This is a genomic window from [Rhizobium] kunmingense, from assembly GCF_977018605.1.
Genome location: NZ_CDRNXG010000001.1, coordinates 2,868,809 through 2,888,038, shown reverse-complemented (window position 1 = coordinate 2,888,038; position 19,230 = coordinate 2,868,809). Strand labels below are relative to the sequence as shown.

Here is a 19,230-nt window from a genome sequence, read left to right as displayed (position 1 = left end):
GGTCATTCCCCCTCGATCACGGTGGGCCCGAAAATTTCCTCGAAGGCCTGCCGCAACCGGATATCCACATCCTGCATCATCACCAGCATGCCGAGATCCTCGAGGCTTGTCACTCCATAAGCGGTGACACCGCAAGGCACGATGCCGGAGAAATGCGTCAGGTCGGGATCGACATTGATGGACAGGCCGTGAAAGCTTACCCATCGCCGCAGCCTGATGCCGAAAGCGGCGATCTTGTCTTCCGCCATGCTGCCATCGGGAAGGCGCGGCTTCTCGGGACGACGCACCCAGACGCCGACGCGATCCTCGCGACGCTCGCCACGGACATTCATCAGGTCGAGCGTACGGATCACCAGTTGCTCGAGCGCGGCGACATAGGCGCGAACATCCTGACGCCGGCGCTTGAGATCGAGCATCACGTAGGCGACCCGCTGGCCGGGGCCATGATAGGTGTATTCCCCGCCCCGCCCCGTCTCGTGGACAGGAAAGCGACCCGGCTCGATCAGGTCGCTCGGGTTGGCGCTGGTCCCCGCTGTATAAAGTGGCGGATGCTCCAGAAGCCAGACAAGCTCGCTGGCCTTGCCATCGGCAATGGCGGCGACCTCGCGCTCCATTTCCGCGAGCGCCTCTTCATAGGCGATGGGACAGTCTGAAATGCGCCAACGCACCGGCGGACAGTTCTCGCCGGGCAGCATCGAATGGTCGAGATCGGTTCTGGTCAACATGGAAAGTCTTTTCGCAAGAAGACGATAGCTTTTCAAGACGGCAAAAACCCCGGCTTTCCGGGGCTTCCGGTTAAGCGGCCTGTGGGCTTTTGTTTTTTCCTTCAAAAAACTGTCACGGCACACTTGTGCTGCCGGAATCCTTTTGCTAGATGCTCCCTCGCCGGCGCAAGTCGGCCTACCACGATGCGGTCGTGGCGGAATTGGTAGACGCGCAGCGTTGAGGTCGCTGTGGGGCAACCCGTGGAAGTTCGAGTCTTCTCGACCGCACCAAACTAACCCGGCTTCGGCCGGGTTTTTTGTTTTTTACCAGATCGTTATGCGCCAACGTTAAACTCGCACCGTAACTGTGGAAAACGCACCTCTCCAGCCGGATCCCGATACGCTGATGATCACCTCATCGCCACAAACGCCCCGCGCCGGAAACACCGGCAATGCAGGCGAACATTGGAAGCCGACGTGACCGCCGCCACAGGGATGCCACAAACCGACCACTCACCCGCCGTATCGGTCAACACTCCCCTGCCGCAGGGCGGCACAGGTTAACCTGTGCGCAACCAATGTGATTAACACCTCATTAAGTCCGCACGATCATGGTTCCGGCAATGACTAAAATTGTATGGAGTTGGTCATGCGCATCAACGGCGGCCTTGTGCTTTTCGTGATTCCCATCATCGCATTACTATTGTTCGGCGTGTCGGTTTCCTGGGACCGCCTTCAGACGATCGATCCGACCTTCACCAGTTCGATCAAATAGGATCTTCATCGGCGGCGGACACGGCCATCGCTTGAACGGCGCTGCAGGCTGTGATTGAAGGAGAATAGCCCTTCACGAGTGATGCCGATGCCCGAGACGACTCCGCAGAACCCGATCAGGGGCATGGCGATCATGGCCGGCTGCATGATCGTGCTACCGATGATGGATGCGATCGCCAAATACATGGCGACCTTCGAGACGATGTCTCCCGGCCAGGTGGCTTTCTATCGCTTCTTCTTTCAGTTCCTCGCACTGTTACCGATCGCCCTATTCGTGCCGGGTGCAATGCGTGGCGGCAATCGCCCGTTCATGAACCTTTTGCGCGGCGCACTGCATGCGGCGGCAAGCCTGATGTTCTTCATGGCCGTCAAATACATGCCACTTGCCGACGTCTTCGCCATCTACTTCGTCGAACCCTTCATGCTGACGATGATGTCGGCGCTGTTTCTGGGTGACAAGGTAGGCTGGAGGCGCTGGCTGGCCATCGCCATCGGCTTCGGCGGCGCGATGATCGTCATCCAGCCAAGCTATGCGATCTTCGGCTGGACCGCACTCCTGCCGGTCGCCTGCGCATTTCTCTATACACTCTATCTGTTTCTCAATCGGGCAATCGGTGAAAGCGACACACCTCTGGTCATGCAGTTCGTCGCCGGTGTCGGCGGCACGCTGTTCATGACCGTTGGACTGCTTGTCGGCCATCTCATTTCACCGGTCGAATTCGAGGCCTCGCTGCCGGCGTCAAGCATGGGCCTGATCCTGCTCGTCATCCTCGGCAGCATCTCCGGCTATGTGCACCTGCTCGTGGTGCGTGCCTTCCGCATGGCGCCGCTTTCGCTTCTCGCACCCTTCCAGTATTTCGAGATCATCTCGGCAACCGTGCTCGGTTACCTTCTGTTCTCGGATTTCCCAACGCTGTCGAAATGGTTCGGCATTGCCATCATCGTCGGCTCCGGCCTGTTCATCATCTGGCGCGAGCGTGTCAGAGTGAGGCAGATTTCCGCCGAGCCTCCGGTCGCATAGACGCCATTAACCGCGCTCGTTCGTCAGCTTTCAACTTCTCTCGCTTAGGAGCCATATCCAGTTTCATGATGAAACGGAGAGAAAGATGAGCGGTGTACGCTTTTCTTTTCCGGCATGTGTCATCGCCGGAAAAGGCCAGATCGACAGGCATGACCTGATGCTGTTACGCAAATATGCATTTGCGGACGGAATCGCCACCTATGAAGATGCATTGCAACTTCTCGCATTGAACGACCTTTGTCCCGTTCAATGCCCCGAATGGCCGGATTACTTCATCGAGCAATTGACGAACTTCATCGTCTACAGAGCCCAGCCGGCAGGATATATCGACCAGACCAAAGCGGCATGGCTGATCCGTGCGCTCGGCCAGAACGGCATCGTCGCCAATCCGCTGCAGTTGGAATTCCTCCTCAATGCGATGTGGCACGCCGAAACCTGCCCCAACATGCTGCGCGCCTTCGCCCTTCAGCAGCTTCGCCATCCGCTGTCCGGCGGGACCGGTGGCGGCTATCATCGTGATGCGAGGGCGTCGGCTGGCATGATCCATGATGACGTCACCTATCTCTGGCGCATACTCGGACCGCTCGTGTCCGACGGTCGCCTGCAATTGTCGACGCTCGAAACATCGATCCTCCACGGCATCGGCGATCTCGTAGACGGCAGGGATAATCATGACGGCTGGCAGGAAATCATCGACGGCGTGAAGCAGCATGAGGATGCGAGGGCCAGCTTGCGCAGCAAACCCTGGCTGACGGGCATCGATCTAGGCGGCCTCAGCCGGCAGGAGAACGCCGACGGGATGCGCACGAAACAGCCGCCAGCGGGCAGAGGCAATGGTGACCGCCCGCTCAGGGCCAAGAGCTTGTCGATCAACTGAGAGACCCGTTGACATCGGTCAAGCGACGCGGTCCAAGGAAATATGCAAAGCTCGAATCCTACACTGCCTTTCGGCTATTCTCCCGTTCCTGCGGGAAAACTCGCCAACATCGCCACCTGCCTCGAAATGACGGCCCGCCCGCCGGTACGGCCGGCCCCTGCGGCAAGCGGTCTGCGTGTCGAGCGCTGGGAGATGCCGCCGGCCGAGCAATATCGCGATCTTTACCGCGCAGTTGGCGAGGATTGGCTCTGGGTATCGCGCCTTTACATGGACGCGGCCGAGCTTGAGGCAATTGTGCAGCATCCGCTGGTCGAAGTCTACGTGCTGACGGATGGAGAACGCCGCCTTGGCCTTCTCGAACTCGATTTTCGCGAAGAAGGCGAATGCGAGATCGCCTTCTTCGGTGTCGTGCCCGAAGCCATCGGCAACGGCTCCGGCAGGATCATGATGAATGCGGCGATCGAACACGCCTGGTCGCGGCCGATCCGACGTTTCTGGGTCCATACCTGCAATTTCGACCACCCCGCGGCACTGGCCTTCTACCAGCGCTCCGGCTTCCGGCCCTATGCCTTCATGGTCGAGATCTGCGACGACCCTCGTCTGGATGGCCGCATGCCGAAAACCGCAGCACCACATGTGCCGCTGCTCGAAGCTTGATCCGCCTTCGTCGCTTTCAAGCGATAATACGTCCGCTTTCGGCTTGAGCGTTTGCACTGGACCGTGCGAATGTCCGCGCCGATTCACATTCGACAACAAGATATTGCTAATTTCATAAATAAGGAGAGACACCATGGATGTCCGCGCCGCAGTCGCTATTCAGGCAGGCAAGCCTCTGGAAGTCATGACCGTTCAACTGGAAGGCCCCAAGGCGGGCGAAGTTCTGGTCGAGATCAAGGCAACCGGCATCTGCCATACCGATGACTTCACGCTCTCCGGCGCCGACCCGGAAGGCCTCTTCCCGGCGATCCTCGGCCACGAGGGCGCCGGCATCGTCGTCGATGTCGGGCCGGGTGTAACATCGCTGAAAAAGGGCGACCACGTCATTCCGCTCTACACGCCGGAATGCCGCGAATGCTATTCCTGCACCAGCCAGAAGACCAACCTCTGCACCTCGATCCGCTCGACCCAGGGTCAGGGCGTCATGCCGGACGGCACCAGCCGCTTCTCGATCGGCAAGGACAAGATCCACCACTACATGGGTTGTTCGACCTTCGCGAACTTCACGGTCCTGCCGGAAATCGCGCTGGCCAAGATCAATCCCGACGCCCCGTTCGACAAGGTCTGCTATATCGGCTGCGGCGTCACGACCGGCATCGGCGCCGTCATCAACACGGCCAAGGTCGAGATCGGCTCGACCGCGATCGTCTTCGGTCTCGGCGGCATCGGCCTCAACGTGCTCCAGGGCCTGCGTCTTGCCGGCGCCGACATGATCATCGGCGTAGACATCAACAACGACCGCAAGGAATGGGGCGAAAAGTTCGGCATGACGCATTTCGTCAATCCGAAGGAAGTCGGTGACGACATCGTGCCTTACCTAGTCAACATGACCAAGCGGAACGGCGACCTGATCGGCGGCGCGGACTACACGTTCGATTGCACCGGCAACACCAAGGTCATGCGCCAGGCGCTGGAAAGCTCGCATCGTGGCTGGGGCAAGTCGGTCATCATCGGCGTCGCCGGTGCCGGCCAGGAAATCTCCACACGCCCGTTCCAGCTGGTCACCGGCCGCAACTGGATGGGCACCGCTTTCGGCGGCGCGCGCGGTCGCACCGACGTTCCGAAGATCGTCGAGTGGTACATGGAAGGCAAGATCCAGATCGATCCGATGATCACCCACACGATGCCGCTCGAAGACATCAACAAGGGCTTCGAACTGATGCATTCGGGTGAATCGATCCGCGGCGTGGTGGTCTATTGACCACCATCGCGACCTATCGTGTCGACGTGCGGAGACTGGAAGACTTCTCCGCACGCGACCTCCACGACATGCTGAAAATGCGCGTCGACGTCTTCGTTGTCGAGCAGAACTGCCCCTATCCGGAGATCGACGGCAACGACCCGGACTGCCTGCATCTGCGGCTTCTCGACGGCGAAGACCTGCTGGCCTGCGCCCGCCTGTGGCGTCCGACGCATGATGATCTGCCGCGCATCGGCCGAGTAACGGTCTCGCCCGACCACCGCGGCAAGCGGCTTGGCGAGGCTTTGATGCGCGAGGCGATCGCCGGCTGCGAAAAAGCGTATCCGGGCGAAGCTATCGAAATCTCCGCCCAGGCGCACCTGCAGAAATTCTACGGCTCGCTCGGCTTCGAGAGAACCTCCGACGAATACCTGGAAGACGGCATCCCGCATGTCGACATGGTACGGCCGTCATCATCAGCGTGAAGCATCCCGCTGGCTCGGGCGCTTCAACTGCGATACTGTTGCCTAGGACAAACCGGAGTTCCCCATGGCACAGACCTCGGCGATATCACTGGACGACGAGCAGCAGGCGTTTGTCGAGAGTCTGATCCGCGCGGGGCGCTACCGAGGCGCAAACGATGTCGTCGCAATGGGACTGAAGCTCCTCCAAGAGCGCGAGCGCGATGCGCAAGACTTTATAGCTGGAATAGAAACGGAAATCGAAGCCGGACTTGCGAGCGGCGCCTCCGCGCCAATGGAGAATGCAGAGGACCTTCTGGTCCGCTTTCGCAGCTCAAGGGCACCCCGTTGAGCACGATCCTCAGGCGCCCTCAGTTTGTCGAAGACCTCTGAGACGTTTGGGCTTTCATAGCTAGGGACAGCGAACAGCAGGCGGACAAGTTCGTTTTTGAACTTGAAAAACGGTATCGGCTTCTGGCTGCCAATCCCGACTTGGGCGCAACGCGATTCCCCAAATATCCAACGATGCGGCTATTCCCCTACCGCAGCCACCTGATTATCTACGATCCTCTTCCCGATAGAGCTGGAATCGAGCTGGTTCGCCTGCTTCACGCGGCAAGAGACTACCACCGTTACTTCGACGACCAGGCCCGGCTCTGGATCTGAACCGGGACACTCCGCCACTTGCTTTTCCTCATCCCCGATCTATCCTCCATAATGGGACACTCAGAGAGGAAATCCTCATGTACAAGTTTGAAGTCTACAAGGATAAGGCCGGCGAATTTCGGTTCCGCTTCAAGGCCTCGAATGGCCAGAGCATGTTTTCCTCCGAGGGCTATGCCGCGAAAGCCTCGGCCATCGCCGCGATTGAATCCATCAAGAAAAATGCGCCGGGCGCGACCGTCGACGACCAGACGACAGCGGTAGCCTGATCTGCTACATCGCTTTCCTGTCGTTTCAAGACCATGCATGAAAGCGAATGCCGTTGATCTATGTCGATGCCGATGCCTGCCCGGTCAAGCCGGAGATCCTGAAGGTTGCCGAACGCCACGGCCTGGAGGTGACGCTTGTCGCCAATTCCGGCCTGCGTCCATCGCGTGATCCGATGGTGAAGAACGTCATCGTCTCGGGCGCGTTCGACGCAGCGGACGACTGGATTGCCGAACGCGCCGGCGACGGCGACATCGTTATTACCGCCGACGTGCCACTGGCCGGTCGCTGTGTTGCCGCTGGCGCCTTCGTCACCGGCCCGACCGGGTGTATCTTCGACAAGGCCAATATTGGTATGGCGACCGCCATGCGCGACCTCGGCGCCCATCTACGCGAAACCGGCGAGAGCAAGGGCTATAATGCCGCGTTCTCCGCGAAGGACCGATCTGCCTTTCTGGAAACGCTCGACCGCCTGTGTCGCCGGGCGAAATCCATCTCAAGTTCCCCGCCCGCATGAGGTGACGCGATGGTGAAAGACGGCGGACGATTAACGCACTGGCGCCATCACCGTCACGGCCCGTTCCTTGCGGCTACAATCACAGCCCTCGTCGCCCTCCCCTTATGGCTGGCCGTCGCCTCCGCATTGTCCGCTGCGCTGACGGCGATCACCTTCTTCATCGTATACCTCGCGCTGATCGGTTGGCGCATCCCAAGCCTCGATTCCGACAAGCTGGAAGCCAGTGGCCAGAACACCGACGAACCCGCCCCCATCATCCTCGCCGTCACACTGCTGGCGGCAGGTATTGCGCTGGCGACCCTGTTTCTGGCGCTCAACGAGGGAAAGACCATCGGCGTCATGGAAGTGTCGGCGGGATTTGCAGCCGTTATCCTTGCCTGGTTTTCCATCCACACGATGTTCTCCCTGCATTATGCCCACCTTTACTGGCGTCCGGGTGCAAGCAAAGACGCGGGCTCCGTCGGCGGACTCGATTTTCCGCAGACGGATCGTCCCGGCGCCTGGGATTTTCTCTATTTCGGCTTCGTCATCGGCATGACAGCGCAGACGTCGGATGTGGCGATCACGGCGACGGAGATGCGCAAAATCAACCTGGTCCACGCCGTCGTGTCTTTCTTTTTCAACACCATACTGGTAGCCGCAGCAGTCAACGCCGTCGTCTCTCTGGCGACCTGATGAGCCGCCGTGAAGCCCGAAAGGACAATCCCCATGAAGATCCTCTCCCAGAACACCGCCTTTGGCGGAATGCAGGGCGTATTCGCCCATCAGTCGGAAGCCTGCAACTGCGAGATGACCTTCGCCGTCTTCGTTCCGCCGCAGGCGATCGAAGAGCCGCGCCCGGTCCTGTGGTATCTCTCCGGCCTGACCTGCACCCATGCGAACGTCATGGAAAAGGGAGAATATCGCAGATTGGCGGCAGAACTCGGCCTCATCATCGTCTGCCCGGATGTCAGCCCCCGCGGCAATGACGTGCCTGATGAACTGACCAACTGGCAGATGGGCAAGGGCGCCGGCTTCTATCTCGACGCAACCGAAAAGCCCTGGTCCGACAATTACCGGATGTATACCTACATCACCGAGGAGCTTCCGGCACTCGTCAGCGAACAGTTCCGCGTCGACATGACCCGCCAGGGCATTTTCGGCCATTCGATGGGCGGCCATGGCGCAATGACCATTGCGCTGAAGAACCCGGACCGGTTCAAGAGCTGCTCGGCCTTCGCCCCGATCGTCGAGCCCTCGACGGCCGACTGGTCTGCTCCCGCATTGGAAAAATATCTCGGCGCCGACAAGGCCGCCTGGCGTCAGTACGATGCCTGCGCTCTGGTGGAAGACGGCGCCCGCTTCCCGGAATTCCTGATTGATCAGGGCAAGGCCGACAGTTTCCTTGAAAACGGCCTGCGCCCGTGGCTGTTCGAAGAGGCCGTGACGGGCAAGGATATCGGCCTGACGCTGCGCATGCACGAGCGCTACGACCACTCCTACTACTTCATCTCCACTTTCATGGACGATCACCTGCGCTGGCATGCCGAGCGGCTGGGCTGATCTTTTGAAAAGCCGGCGTTTGACGCCGGCTTTTCAGTTTTAATGTCGTCAGGCCTTGCGGCGGTTGTCGACCGAGAATGCGCCCGCCCCGGCAAACACCAGATAGAGGAAGATGAAGCAGAACAGGATCGACGCGTCGCCGCCGTTCGGCGCGGGCCAGAAGCCGCGCGGCGCATGCGCCATGAAATAGGCGAACGCCATCTGGCCGGAAAGCACGAAGGCCACAGGCCGTGTCAGAAAGCCGATGGTGATGAGGATGCCGCCGACGAATTCCAGCAATGCCGCAAACAGCATCAGCGTCGAAAGCGGACCGCCCTCGCCCTGCGGCACCGGAAAGGCGAAAAGCTTCATCGTGCCGTGCTCAATGAAAAGCAGGCCGGTCATGATCCTCAAGGCTGCCAGACCATGGTCTCTATAGGCAGCCAGTCGTTCGAAAATTGCCATCGGTGTCTCCCCGGATGAGTGCTATGCGCTCCAGCGATAATCTTGAGTGTATTCCGCCAGAAATCACATTTATGGCACCATTCGAGCAGGCCGGGAAGCTGGCACTTTTCTCGCGGCGGCGGCTATCGACCGTCCACAAGCGCCGTCATGACCGAACCGCGGCGCGGCGGTGTGAGTCGGAATTCCGCAGCGATCCGTTCAGCGATCTTTTCCGCCAGATAGGCCTCCGCGCCATCCCTGCCGAAACGGACGACGGAAACCTCGAACGACCCTTCAGCCACGGCATCGCCGGAACCGACAGAGATCGCCTTGACGGTGACAACCGCCGAATGGCGCGTGCCGAACAGGACAGGCGCCTGCTTCGCATCGCCGATCCTGACCGTCAGGATTGCGCGTGGAAGGATGAACGAACGGGAAGTGGCCTGAATTGCCGAATCGACGAGAAGGTCGGTTTGGGTGATCAGATCGCCCGACACATCGGGCCGCGCGGTGACGAAGGCGCCGCGCACATCGTAGAGCAGCGCATCGGCCGGCTCTTGCCCTACCGGCATACGAAATCCCGTCAGCGCGATCAGCGCCAACGAGACTGCGGCAATACGGCAGGGTGAGAGCGGCATGCGGATATCCGGACAAAGGGACCCGCATGTTGCTATCTTAGGGTTAGGGAAGCCTTAAAGCTCACCGCCTCAGGGCGGCAAAAACGGCGGTTGCCGCCTTGAATTCGTCATGGCGCTTCTGCCGGCGGTTCTGCGCCTCGGCGTCATCGCCCCAATGTTCGATCGCCCAGTCCTCGTCAACATGGGCAAGCGTCCAGGCTTCCTCGTCGCTGATGCGGCCTTCGGCAAAGGCGAGCGCCAGGATTGCGGATCCGGTGAGCGTCGTCACCGTATGGAGGACGGCAAGCTCGATCGGCGTGTCGTATTTGCGCAGCGCGGACGAGAAAGCTGCGGTCGCCTCCCGCGGCTGCTCCTTCGGCATCACGCCTTCGATCAGCTCGAAACGCGCAGCATACGCCTCGATCATCCAGTCGAGGATCGGGTCCCAGAGCTGCTGCTGGCGCAGAACCAGATTTTCCGGGTTTTCGGCGCGATAGCAGAGCATGTCGCCGGCGGAAAAACGCAGGATGTCTTCGAACACCGCCTGCGGTTCGACAGCCACGCCGTCGATCGCCGTATTGACGAGACGCGTTACGGGCATGGTGCGCGGATCGATAATCTCGACCTGGCTCGCCCATTCGTCGCGCAGCAGCTCGGCCAGATGCATGGTCGGAGCCGCGAGCGTGTTCTTGGCCGGCGTCTTCACCGGGCGTCCGTCGAGATGGACGGCATGACCAGCCTCGCCTTCGACGACCGACACTTCGGTGTAGAAACGCTTCGGCAGCGGCTTCTGCATCTGGATCTGCGCGCGGCGCGTCGGATCCGGATGGCTCATGGCCTCGCAAGGATCAGGGAACAGTTCACGCATGGTCTCGTCCTCAGCCGATATGGGCCAGTATGTCGCGCGGATGCTCGACGATCACGTCGGCACCGGCCTGTTTCAGTTCGTCCACCGAAGCATAGCCCCAGGAAACGCCGATGGCAGTCGCACCGGCAGCCTTCGCCATCTGCATGTCGTAGATCGCATCACCGATGACGAAAGTATCGGCCGGGCGCATGCCGGTCTCGTCGCAGCATTCCGTCACCATTGCCGGATGCGGCTTGGACGGGCAATCGTCCGCGGTGCGCGAGGCGATGAACCTGAAGCCATGCGTTTCCGAAACGAGGTCGAGGCCGCGGCGCGACTTGCCGGTAACGGCTCCAATCAGAATGTCGTCGCGGCCGGCGAGCGTGTCCATCAGGTCGGCGATGCCGTCAAACAGCGGTTGGCGGAAATCGAGATCGTTGCGCACGACGGAAAACAGCGACTTGTAATAGGCCATCATCGCCACCTCCTCGTCGCCGGCATGCTGGCGGCCGAGCATGCGTGCAATCGCGATGTCGAGCGTCAGGCCGATGATCGCCTTCGTCTCGGCAAAGCTCGGTTCCGGCTTGCCGAACTCGAGGAAGGTGCGGCGCATGGTTTCATGGATCAGGCCGGCGCTGTCGACCAGCGTTCCGTCGCAATCGAACAGGACCAGCTTCATTCGTCGTCATCCCTTGCGCCGTTTTCCATATCGAAGCCGAGCAGGTTCCAGCTCTGCACCATATGCGGCGGCATAGGCGCGGTAACCTTCAGGCGGCCGCCGGACGGATGCGGGATATCGATGTGGCGGGCATGCAGATGCAGCTTCTTCTGGATACCGCCGGGGAACGGCCAGTTGACATCGTCATCGACATATTTGGGATCGCCGATGATCGGGTGACCGATCGAAAGCGCATGAACACGCAGCTGATGGGTACGGCCCGTATAGGGCTCCATTTCCAGCCAGGCGAGCGATTGAGCGGCGGTTTCAAGCACGCGGTAGAAGGAGATGGCATGATCTGCCCCTTCTTCGCCATGCCGGGCAATCCGCATGCGGTCGCCATCCGGCGTCTGTTCCTTGACCAGCCATGAGGAAAGCTTGTCCTCGCGTTTGCGCGGCACGCCCTTGACCAGCGACCAGTAGGTCTTCTTCGTATCGCGCTCACGAAACGCCGCCGTCAGCTTCTGGGCGGCGCCGCGGGTGCGGGCAATCACCAGCACGCCGGACGTGTCGCGGTCGAGACGATGGACGAGCCGCGGCTTCTCGCCCTTCGGGCTGATCCAGGCCTCGAGCATCTGGTCGATATGGCGCGTCACGCCAGAACCGCCCTGCACGGCAAGGCCGGCCGGCTTGTTGAGCACGATAACCTTGTCGTCCTCGTGCAGCACCATGCGCTGCAACAGCTCATAGTCGCCCGCATGCTTCAGATCCTTGCCGGCGATCGGCCCCTTCTTTGCGTCGGTCTCCATCGGCGGCACGCGCACTGTCTGACCGGGCTGCACGCGGCTATCGCTCTTGACGCGACCGCCATCGACACGCACCTGGCCGGAGCGCAGCAATTTCTGCAACGGACCGAAGCCGAGGCCCGGATAGTGGATCTTGAACCAGCGATCGAGGCGCATGCCCGACTCGTCCGGCTGAACGAGGATATGCTCGATGCCTGCCATCAAAGCTCTTTCTTATATCTGTATGATGGCCGGTCTTTAGAGCATTGCCCGCCCGAGCGCCAGCCCGGCAAACACCGCGGCGAACGAGATAACCAGGCTGCCCATCACATAGGCAATGGCAGCGGTCGTCGCGCCACGCTCGATCAGCACCATCGTATCGAGGGAAAACGAGGACCAGGTGGTGAACCCGCCGATAATGCCGGTGACAATGAACACCCTGAGTTCCGGCGAAGCATTGAACCGGCGGGCGATCATTTCGACGGAAAGCCCGATGATAAAGGAGCCGACGACATTCACCGTCAGCGTGCCCCACGGAAAGGCAGGACCGAACCAGCGAAGCGTGAAGACGCCGACGAGATAGCGCAACACGGAGCCGATCGCGCCACCCAAAGCAACGAGAAGTATGTTCAACATGGTGGGAACTCTTGTTTTACAGGCAAAAACGCACATCTCGGTAAAATGCCGGACTTTTACTTAAGGCCCGGAAAACATGTCACGAAATAGACATAAACGATCGAAGGTGAGCACCATGACCCAGATCGCGAGCATATCTGCGAATACCGCGGCACTGAACATCGAGACACTGCGCACGCCACGCCGCATTTCGGTGAAGGACCAGGTACGTGATGTCAAGGCCGATGCGGATCAGAACGCCAAGCGGGCGGAAAATGTCGGCGAGCCGCAGGCCGTCGGCCCCATGGCGCCGGCCGTCACCCTCGGCATCAGCTTCATGGCCACCGGCGAGCAGCCGCAGCAGCATTATCTGATGCAGCAGGTTGAACGCGCCTACCGCGATCTCGACGACGAGTAGCACCGGCCCTAAACGACCATCACCAGCATGCCGATGGCCTGGAAACGCGACGCCATCCGCCGCACGCCTTCAGGAAGCGCCTTATAGATGCTCTTCATCAGAGGCTTGACCACCGCCAGCCACGCCTCTGCATAAAGCCGGCCTTTCCACGAAAACGGCAGGCTGTAGCCTGCAAGTGCGACATCCCGGTTTGACCACGACTGCTTGTAGTCGCCATCGCCACCCAGAAGGTCATAGCTTTTCACCCCGTTTTCGATCAACCAGCAGACAGTCATTTCCATCTGCACCTTGCCGGGAGAGAGACGGCTGAGCGCCCAGTCGAAACTGCCGAGATAGGCATAATAATGACCGGCCTTCAGGAACCCGAGTTCCATGGCGACGACAGTCTCACCGGCACGCAGCACCGAAATGCAGGCGCCGCTGCGCAGCTCGGCATCACCGGTCAACCCGGCAAGAAACCGATCGAACCCCTCGAAGGAAAATCCGCTGCTTGCCCGCCCGGTTTCCTGCAACCAGACCCGTTTCATTGCAGCGCACGCAACGACAAGCTCGGCGAAACGCGGATCGTCCGGCCAGACGACTTCGAAATCGATTTCCCCCAACCGCGCCAGATGATTGCGCCGCCGGTTGCGGTTACGCTTCTTGAGCTTGCCGCCATGCGCGCGATAGGCCTCGGCATCGGCAAATACCGACAGGTCGAGCACCGCGCTGCTGCCGTCATAGACCGGCATCGGCCGTCTCGTCATCAGCGCAGCAATCCGCGACTGCCTCGGCACAGGATGGAACAGCGCGACATCGCAATCCGGCTCCCGCGCGATCCGCGCCACGAGTTCCCTGACGGCATCGTCTTCGAGGCAGGTCGTGTCATGGAGCAAATTGCAGTATTGCGAATGCGGCGCACCTAGGCTCTGCAGCACCCTCACCCCTCCGGTGGATTGCACCATCAATGGCCAGACGGCGATCAGCCGATCGCCTTGCCAGATGGTCTTGATCCTGAACTCCGGCCCACCCGCAGCGTCGGCAAAGGAGGCCATCCAGCCACGACACCAGTCGAAACTCTGGAAATAGGTGAGCTGGTCACCGCAGCGCATCTCGAGGTCGCGCCACTCGGCGGCAATGCCGTCCACCTCGTCAAGCGTGTTCAGCCGCCGGAATTGCGGCGCATGCGCCTCGCTCGTGCCTATCATGCCGCCCCCGCAGTTTGCGCCCCCTGACCTTGAACGCCAAGCTAGCCGAGGGACCTGAACGAGAGATTACGATCGAAACGTTTCCGCATGAACCTGCCGCCAACAGTGACTGCCCGTGATGAACGCAGTCGATCCGAAACAATACGACGGAAATCGTGTCCGCTGCGACATTCTGCGCTTGCCAAATGCCCTGCTCCAACGATAATGCAGCCGACCCGTAGGGAGAAACCGCTTCAGTGCGGAGCCGAAGGAGCAACCGCCCCGGAAACTCTCAGGCAAAAGGACCACGGGAAGACTGCAGGAACTCTGGAGAGAAGCAACCGTTTGATCGGGGGCTCGCCGAAGGGATAACAATCTCAGGCGAAATGGACAGAGGGGGCTCGAAACCGGCGTAGCGATGCTTACGTCCCAATCTGAGCCGGCGTGCGACCTGTTTTCAGGCGCGGCCAAACCTGGAGGCGTCTTTTTTGGACGATCAATCCGTTCTGAAAACCACCCCGCTGCATGACCTGCACGTTTCGCTCGGCGCGAAAATGGTGCCGTTCGCCGGTTACGACATGCCGGTGCAATATCCGCTCGGCGTCATGAAGGAGCACCTGCACACCCGCGCCGCAGCCGGCCTGTTCGATGTTTCCCACATGGGCCAGGTCCTCGTGAAGGCGAAGTCCGGCGAATATGCTGACGCAGCGCTCGCTCTGGAAAAGCTGGTCCCGGTCGATATTCTCGGTCTGAAGGAAGGCCGCCAGCGTTACGGCTTCTTCACCGACGAGAATGGCTGCATTCTCGATGACCTGATGATCACCAATCGCGGCGATCATCTGCTGGTTGTCGTCAACGCCGCCTGCAAGGATCAGGACCTCGCCCATATGCAGGCGCACCTGGAAGGCTGCGACGTCACCCTTCTCGAAGACCGCGCGCTCATCGCCCTGCAGGGGCCGCGTGCCGAAGCGGTTCTGGCTGAACTTTGGGCCGGTGTCTCGGCCATGAAGTTCATGGATGTGCGCGAGGTGCCGCTGCATGACGTGCCCTGCATCATCTCCCGCTCCGGCTATTCCGGCGAGGACGGCTTTGAGATTTCCGTGCCTGAAGCGCATGCCGTCGATGTCGCCAACGCCCTACTCGAACACCCGGATTGCGAAGCCATCGGCCTCGGCGCCCGCGATTCGCTCCGTCTGGAAGCCGGCCTGTGTCTCTACGGAAACGACATCGACACCACCACTTCGCCGATCGAGGCCTCGCTTGAATGGGCGCTGCAGAAGGCCCGCAAGGCCGGCGGCGACCGCGAAGGCGGCTTTCCGGGCGCGGATCGCATCCTCGGTGAACTCGCCAACGGCACCACCCGCCGCCGCGTCGGCCTGAAGCCGGAAGGCAAGGCGCCGGTGCGCTCGCATGCAAAACTGTTTGCCGATGCCGAAGGCACGACCGAACTCGGCGAAGTCACCTCTGGCACATTCGGCCCGACCGTCGAAGGCCCGGTCGCCATGGGCTACCTGCCGGTCTCGCATGTCCCCGCCGGCACGCAGGTTTATGCGGAAGTACGAGGCAAGTATCTGCCGATGACCGTCGCCGCCCTTCCCTTCATTACCCCCACCTACAAACGCTAAGAAATCCTCCGGAGAGAACAAAATGCTGAAATTCACCGCCGAACACGAATGGCTGAAACTCGAAGGCGATGTCGCCACCGTCGGCATCACCCAGCACGCCGCCGACCAGCTCGGCGATCTCGTATTCGTTGAACTGCCGGAAGTGGGCGCCGAACTGACCAAGGACGGCAACGCCGCCACCGTCGAAAGCGTCAAGGCCGCCTCCGACGTCTACTCGCCACTCGATGGCGAAGTCGTCGAAGTCAACCAGGCGATCGTCGATGATCCGTCGCTGGTCAATTCCGACCCGCAGGCCGCCGCATGGTTCTTCAAGCTCAAGCTCAAGAACGTCTCCGACATCGACAGCTTGATGGACGAAGCCGCCTACAAGGACCTGATCGGATGAATGACCAGACCGACTTTCACTTCACCGATTACGATCCGTATGACTTTGCCAATCGCCGCCATATTGGCCCCTCGCCGTCAGAAATGGCTGCGATGCTCAAGGTTATCGGCTACAAGTCGCTCGACGGCCTGATCGAAGCCACGGTTCCCGCCTCCATCCGCCAGCAGACCCCGCTGGCCTGGGGTGCCGCGCTGACCGAACGCGAAGCGCTCGACAAGCTGCGCGAGACCGCCAACAAGAACCAGGTCCTCACTTCGCTGATCGGACAGGGCTACTACGGCACCGTCACGCCGCCGGTGATCCAGCGCAACATTCTGGAAAACCCGGCCTGGTACACGGCCTATACGCCTTACCAGCCGGAAATCTCTCAGGGGCGCCTGGAAGCGCTTCTGAACTTCCAGACGATGATCTGCGACCTGACCGGCCTCGACGTCGCCAACGCCTCGCTGCTCGATGAAGCCACCTCGGCCGCCGAAGCCATGGCGCTCTGCCAGCGTCAGGCGAAGTCGAAGGCAACGGCCTTCTTCGTCGATGCCGCCTGCCACCCGCAGACCATCGCGCTCATCGAAACCCGCGCAAAGCCGCTCGGCTGGTCTGTTATCATCGGCAATCCGATGACCGATCTCGACCCGGTCGACGTGTTCGGCGCGATCTTCCAGTATCCCGGCACACAGGGCGAAGTCCGTGATTTCTCCGGCCTGATCGCCCGCCTGCACCAGACCGGTGCCGTCGCGGCCGTCGCCGCCGACCTTCTGGCGCTGACGCTCCTGAAGTCGCCCGGCGAAATGGGCGCCGATATCGCCATCGGCACCACCCAGCGCTTTGGCGTTCCGGTCGGTTATGGTGGCCCGCACGCCGCCTATATGTCGGTCAAGGATGCCCACAAGCGCGCCATGCCCGGCCGCCTCGTCGGCGTCTCGGTCGATGCGCGCGGTAACCGCGCCTATCGCCTCAGCTTGCAGACCCGCGAGCAGCATATCCGCCGCGAAAAGGCGACGTCGAACATCTGCACCGCGCAGGTCCTGCTCGCCGTCATGGCTTCGATGTACGGCGTCTTCCACGGCCCGGATGGCCTGAAAGCCATTGCGCAGCAGGTCCATAAGAAGGCCGTGCTGATGGCAAAGGGCCTCGAAAAGCTCGGCTATAAAATCGAGCCGGCCGCGTTCTTCGATACCATCACCGTAGACGTCGGCCACATGCAGGGCCTGATCCTGCGCGCGGCCGTCGCCGAAGGCGTCAACCTGCGCAAGGTCGGCGAGACCAAGGTCGGCATGTCGCTCGACGAGCGCACCCGCCCGGTCACGCTCGAAGCGGTCTGGCGCGCATTCGGTGGTGACTTCAAGGTATCCGACTTCGAGGTCGAATATCGTCTGCCGAAGGATCTTCTGCGGAAATCGGAGTACATGACCCATCCGATCTTCCACATGAACCGCGCCGAAAGCGAGATGACCCGCTACATCCGCCGCCTGTCGGACCGCGACCTCGCGCTCGACCGGTCAATGATCCCGCTCGGCTCCTGCACGATGAAGCTGAACGCGACCGCGGAAATGCTGCCGATCACCTGGCCGGAATTTTCGGACATCCATCCGTTCGTTCCGCAGGATCAGGCCTTGGGCTACAAGGAAATGATCGACGATCTGTCGGCAAAACTCTGCCAGATCACCGGTTACGACGCTTTCTCCATGCAACCGAATTCCGGTGCGCAGGGCGAATATGCGGGCCTGCTCACCATCCGCAACTACCACATCGCCAATGGTGATGCGCATCGCGACGTCTGCCTCATCCCCACCTCCGCGCACGGCACCAATCCGGCCTCCGCACAGATGGTCGGCATGAAGGTCGTGGTCGTGAAGGTGCGTGACAACGGCGATATCGATCTCGAAGATTTTCGCGCCAAGGCGGAAAGCCACGCGGCCAATCTCTCCTGCTGCATGATCACCTATCCGTCCACGCACGGCGTGTTCGAGGAAACGGTCAAGGAAATCTGCGAGATCACCCACAAACACGGTGGTCAGGTCTATCTCGACGGCGCCAACATGAACGCCATGGTCGGCCTTGCCCGCCCCGGCGACATCGGCTCCGACGTCAGCCATCTCAACCTGCACAAGACCTTCTGCATCCCGCATGGCGGCGGCGGTCCCGGCATGGGCCCGATCGGTGTCAAGGCGCATCTGGCGGCCCATCTTCCGGGTCACCTGCAATGGGATGGCCGCGAAGGTGCGGTGTCGGCCGCTCCGTTCGGTTCGCCGTCGATCCTGCCGATCTCCTGGTCCTACACCCTGATGATGGGCGGCGAAGGTCTGACGCAGGCAACGAAGGTGGCGATCCTCAACGCCAACTATATCGCGGCACGCCTGAAAGGCGCTTACGACGTGCTCTACAAGTCGGAAGCCGGCCGCGTGGCGCATGAATGCATCCTCGACACCCGTCCGCTCAACGCCTCTGCCGGCGTCACGGTGGACGACATCGCCAAGCGCCTGATCGATTGCGGCTTCCACGCCCCCACGATGAGCTTCCCGGTAGCCGGCACGCTGATGGTCGAGCCGACGGAATCGGAAACCAAGGCCGAACTCGACCGTTTCTGCGATGCGATGCTGGCGATCCGCGAGGAAGCCCGCGCCATCGAGGAAGGCCGGATGGACAAGACCAACAACCCGCTGAAGAATGCACCCCACACGGTGGAAGACCTCGTCGGTGAATGGGATCGTCCATACAGCCGCGAACAGGCCTGCTACCCGCCGGGCGCTTTCCGGGTCGACAAATACTGGTCGCCGGTCAACCGCGTCGACAACGTCTATGGCGACCGCAACCTGATCTGCTCCTGCCCTCCGCTCGAGGACTACGCGGAAGCGGCAGAGTAAGCGAAAGCTTATCGACAAGACGGAAGGCGGCCACTGGCCGCCTTCTTCGTATCCGGCTCATGAACCATTTCGACACTCGTGCGTTATATTGGCACGGCAGGCGTATG

At 61.0% G+C, this 19,230-nt stretch carries 24 protein-coding genes, 1 tRNA gene and 2 riboswitches; of the genes, 17 read left to right on the top strand and 8 right to left on the bottom strand.

Annotated elements, in window-relative coordinates; genetic code table 11:
* Positions 1-2: 2 nt before the first annotated feature.
* Positions 3-725 carry a lipoyl(octanoyl) transferase LipB gene (gene lipB / locus AC0JZ4_RS13975; protein ID WP_471886965.1) on the bottom strand — a complete coding sequence of 241 codons (723 nt, stop codon included), beginning with the start codon at positions 723-725 and terminating at the stop codon, positions 3-5.
* A gap of 185 nt (positions 726-910) precedes the next feature.
* Here lipB and AC0JZ4_RS13970 point away from each other — a divergent pair.
* The 13 genes from AC0JZ4_RS13970 to fghA all read left to right on the top strand — a co-directional run bounded on the left by AC0JZ4_RS13970 (position 911) and on the right by fghA (position 8,723).
* Positions 911-995: transfer RNA gene (locus tag AC0JZ4_RS13970), tRNA-Leu, on the top strand.
* Between the two features lie 358 nt (positions 996-1,353).
* The gene (locus tag AC0JZ4_RS13965) at positions 1,354-1,479 is read left to right on the top strand and encodes a hypothetical protein (protein ID WP_471886964.1); all 126 of its coding nucleotides are present in this window, start codon (positions 1,354-1,356) and stop codon (positions 1,477-1,479) included.
* A gap of 87 nt (positions 1,480-1,566) precedes the next feature.
* The gene (locus AC0JZ4_RS13960) at positions 1,567-2,499 is read left to right on the top strand and encodes a DMT family transporter (protein ID WP_471886963.1); all 933 of its coding nucleotides are present in this window, start codon (positions 1,567-1,569) and stop codon (positions 2,497-2,499) included.
* A gap of 85 nt (positions 2,500-2,584) precedes the next feature.
* Positions 2,585-3,376 carry a hypothetical protein gene (locus AC0JZ4_RS13955; protein ID WP_471886962.1) on the top strand — a complete coding sequence of 264 codons (792 nt, stop codon included), beginning with the start codon at positions 2,585-2,587 and terminating at the stop codon, positions 3,374-3,376.
* 42 nt (positions 3,377-3,418) lie between these two features.
* The gene (locus AC0JZ4_RS13950; RefSeq protein ID WP_471886961.1) at positions 3,419-4,033 is read left to right on the top strand and encodes a GNAT family N-acetyltransferase; all 615 of its coding nucleotides are present in this window, start codon (positions 3,419-3,421) and stop codon (positions 4,031-4,033) included.
* A gap of 133 nt (positions 4,034-4,166) precedes the next feature.
* Positions 4,167-5,294 carry an S-(hydroxymethyl)glutathione dehydrogenase/class III alcohol dehydrogenase gene (locus tag AC0JZ4_RS13945; RefSeq protein WP_471886960.1) on the top strand — a complete coding sequence of 376 codons (1,128 nt, stop codon included), beginning with the start codon at positions 4,167-4,169 and terminating at the stop codon, positions 5,292-5,294.
* Entirely contained in the window at positions 5,291-5,758 is a 468-nt protein-coding gene (locus AC0JZ4_RS13940) for a GNAT family N-acetyltransferase (protein WP_471886959.1), read from the top strand. The genes AC0JZ4_RS13945 and AC0JZ4_RS13940 overlap by 4 nt, the downstream gene beginning before the upstream one ends.
* Positions 5,759-5,822: 64 nt before the next feature.
* Positions 5,823-6,086, top strand: a complete 264-nt coding sequence (locus tag AC0JZ4_RS13935; protein ID WP_471886958.1) for a type II toxin-antitoxin system ParD family antitoxin — start codon at positions 5,823-5,825, stop codon at positions 6,084-6,086.
* A gap of 56 nt (positions 6,087-6,142) precedes the next feature.
* A complete protein-coding gene (locus AC0JZ4_RS13930) occupies positions 6,143-6,400 on the top strand; it encodes a type II toxin-antitoxin system RelE/ParE family toxin (RefSeq protein WP_471887889.1) in 258 nt (85 codons plus the stop codon).
* 77 nt (positions 6,401-6,477) lie between these two features.
* Complete coding sequence (locus AC0JZ4_RS13925; protein WP_183821573.1) at positions 6,478-6,666, top strand: YegP family protein; 189 nt, start codon at positions 6,478-6,480, stop codon at positions 6,664-6,666.
* A 47-nt stretch (positions 6,667-6,713) separates the two neighbouring features.
* Positions 6,714-7,181, top strand: a complete 468-nt coding sequence (locus AC0JZ4_RS13920; protein ID WP_471886957.1) for a YaiI/YqxD family protein — start codon at positions 6,714-6,716, stop codon at positions 7,179-7,181.
* Between the two features lie 9 nt (positions 7,182-7,190).
* Complete coding sequence (locus AC0JZ4_RS13915) at positions 7,191-7,856, top strand: DUF1345 domain-containing protein (protein WP_471886956.1); 666 nt, start codon at positions 7,191-7,193, stop codon at positions 7,854-7,856.
* 33 nt (positions 7,857-7,889) lie between these two features.
* On the top strand, positions 7,890-8,723 hold the full coding sequence (gene fghA, locus AC0JZ4_RS13910; protein WP_471886955.1) for an S-formylglutathione hydrolase: 834 nt from the start codon (positions 7,890-7,892) through the stop codon (positions 8,721-8,723).
* Positions 8,724-8,771: 48 nt separating this feature from the next.
* Here fghA and AC0JZ4_RS13905 read toward each other — a convergent pair whose 3' ends face one another.
* The 6 genes from AC0JZ4_RS13905 to crcB form a co-directional block, all read right to left on the bottom strand.
* Positions 8,772-9,167, bottom strand: a complete 396-nt coding sequence (locus tag AC0JZ4_RS13905; RefSeq protein ID WP_471886954.1) for a DoxX family protein — start codon at positions 9,165-9,167, stop codon at positions 8,772-8,774.
* 122 nt (positions 9,168-9,289) lie between these two features.
* Complete coding sequence (locus AC0JZ4_RS13900) at positions 9,290-9,784, bottom strand: hypothetical protein (RefSeq protein WP_471886953.1); 495 nt, start codon at positions 9,782-9,784, stop codon at positions 9,290-9,292.
* 61 nt (positions 9,785-9,845) lie between these two features.
* Positions 9,846-10,631 carry an ATP12 family chaperone protein gene (locus AC0JZ4_RS13895; protein ID WP_471886952.1) on the bottom strand — a complete coding sequence of 262 codons (786 nt, stop codon included), beginning with the start codon at positions 10,629-10,631 and terminating at the stop codon, positions 9,846-9,848.
* 10 nt (positions 10,632-10,641) lie between these two features.
* Positions 10,642-11,289: an HAD-IA family hydrolase gene (locus AC0JZ4_RS13890; protein WP_471886951.1), complete on the bottom strand. Its 648-nt coding sequence runs from the start codon at positions 11,287-11,289 to the stop codon at positions 10,642-10,644.
* Positions 11,286-12,275 carry an RluA family pseudouridine synthase gene (locus AC0JZ4_RS13885; protein ID WP_471886950.1) on the bottom strand — a complete coding sequence of 330 codons (990 nt, stop codon included), beginning with the start codon at positions 12,273-12,275 and terminating at the stop codon, positions 11,286-11,288. The genes AC0JZ4_RS13890 and AC0JZ4_RS13885 overlap by 4 nt, the downstream gene beginning before the upstream one ends.
* A 36-nt stretch (positions 12,276-12,311) precedes the next feature.
* The gene (gene crcB, locus AC0JZ4_RS13880) at positions 12,312-12,689 is read right to left on the bottom strand and encodes a fluoride efflux transporter CrcB (protein ID WP_471886949.1); all 378 of its coding nucleotides are present in this window, start codon (positions 12,687-12,689) and stop codon (positions 12,312-12,314) included.
* Between the two features lie 115 nt (positions 12,690-12,804).
* Between crcB and AC0JZ4_RS13875 the strand changes: the two genes are divergently transcribed.
* Entirely contained in the window at positions 12,805-13,086 is a 282-nt protein-coding gene (locus AC0JZ4_RS13875) for a hypothetical protein (protein WP_471886948.1), read from the top strand.
* An 8-nt stretch (positions 13,087-13,094) separates the two neighbouring features.
* Here the strand turns inward: AC0JZ4_RS13875 and AC0JZ4_RS13870 are convergent, their stop codons facing one another.
* Complete coding sequence (locus tag AC0JZ4_RS13870; protein ID WP_471886947.1) at positions 13,095-14,273, bottom strand: GNAT family N-acetyltransferase; 1,179 nt, start codon at positions 14,271-14,273, stop codon at positions 13,095-13,097.
* Between the two features lie 210 nt (positions 14,274-14,483).
* Positions 14,484-14,568: riboswitch (glycine riboswitch) on the top strand.
* A 1-nt stretch (position 14,569) separates the two neighbouring features.
* Positions 14,570-14,656: riboswitch (glycine riboswitch) on the top strand.
* A gap of 84 nt (positions 14,657-14,740) precedes the next feature.
* On the opposite strand from AC0JZ4_RS13870, the gene gcvT reads away from it, so the two are divergent.
* From gcvT to gcvP, 3 genes are read left to right on the top strand one after another with little or no spacing between them, the layout of a single operon-like run.
* Positions 14,741-15,877, top strand: a complete 1,137-nt coding sequence (gene gcvT, locus AC0JZ4_RS13865) for a glycine cleavage system aminomethyltransferase GcvT (protein WP_471886946.1) — start codon at positions 14,741-14,743, stop codon at positions 15,875-15,877.
* Between the two features lie 22 nt (positions 15,878-15,899).
* On the top strand, positions 15,900-16,262 hold the full coding sequence (gcvH, locus tag AC0JZ4_RS13860) for a glycine cleavage system protein GcvH (protein ID WP_153354829.1): 363 nt from the start codon (positions 15,900-15,902) through the stop codon (positions 16,260-16,262).
* Positions 16,259-19,123 carry an aminomethyl-transferring glycine dehydrogenase gene (gcvP, locus tag AC0JZ4_RS13855; RefSeq protein ID WP_471886945.1) on the top strand — a complete coding sequence of 955 codons (2,865 nt, stop codon included), beginning with the start codon at positions 16,259-16,261 and terminating at the stop codon, positions 19,121-19,123. The genes gcvH and gcvP overlap by 4 nt, the downstream gene beginning before the upstream one ends.
* Positions 19,124-19,230: the final 107 nt, after the last annotated feature.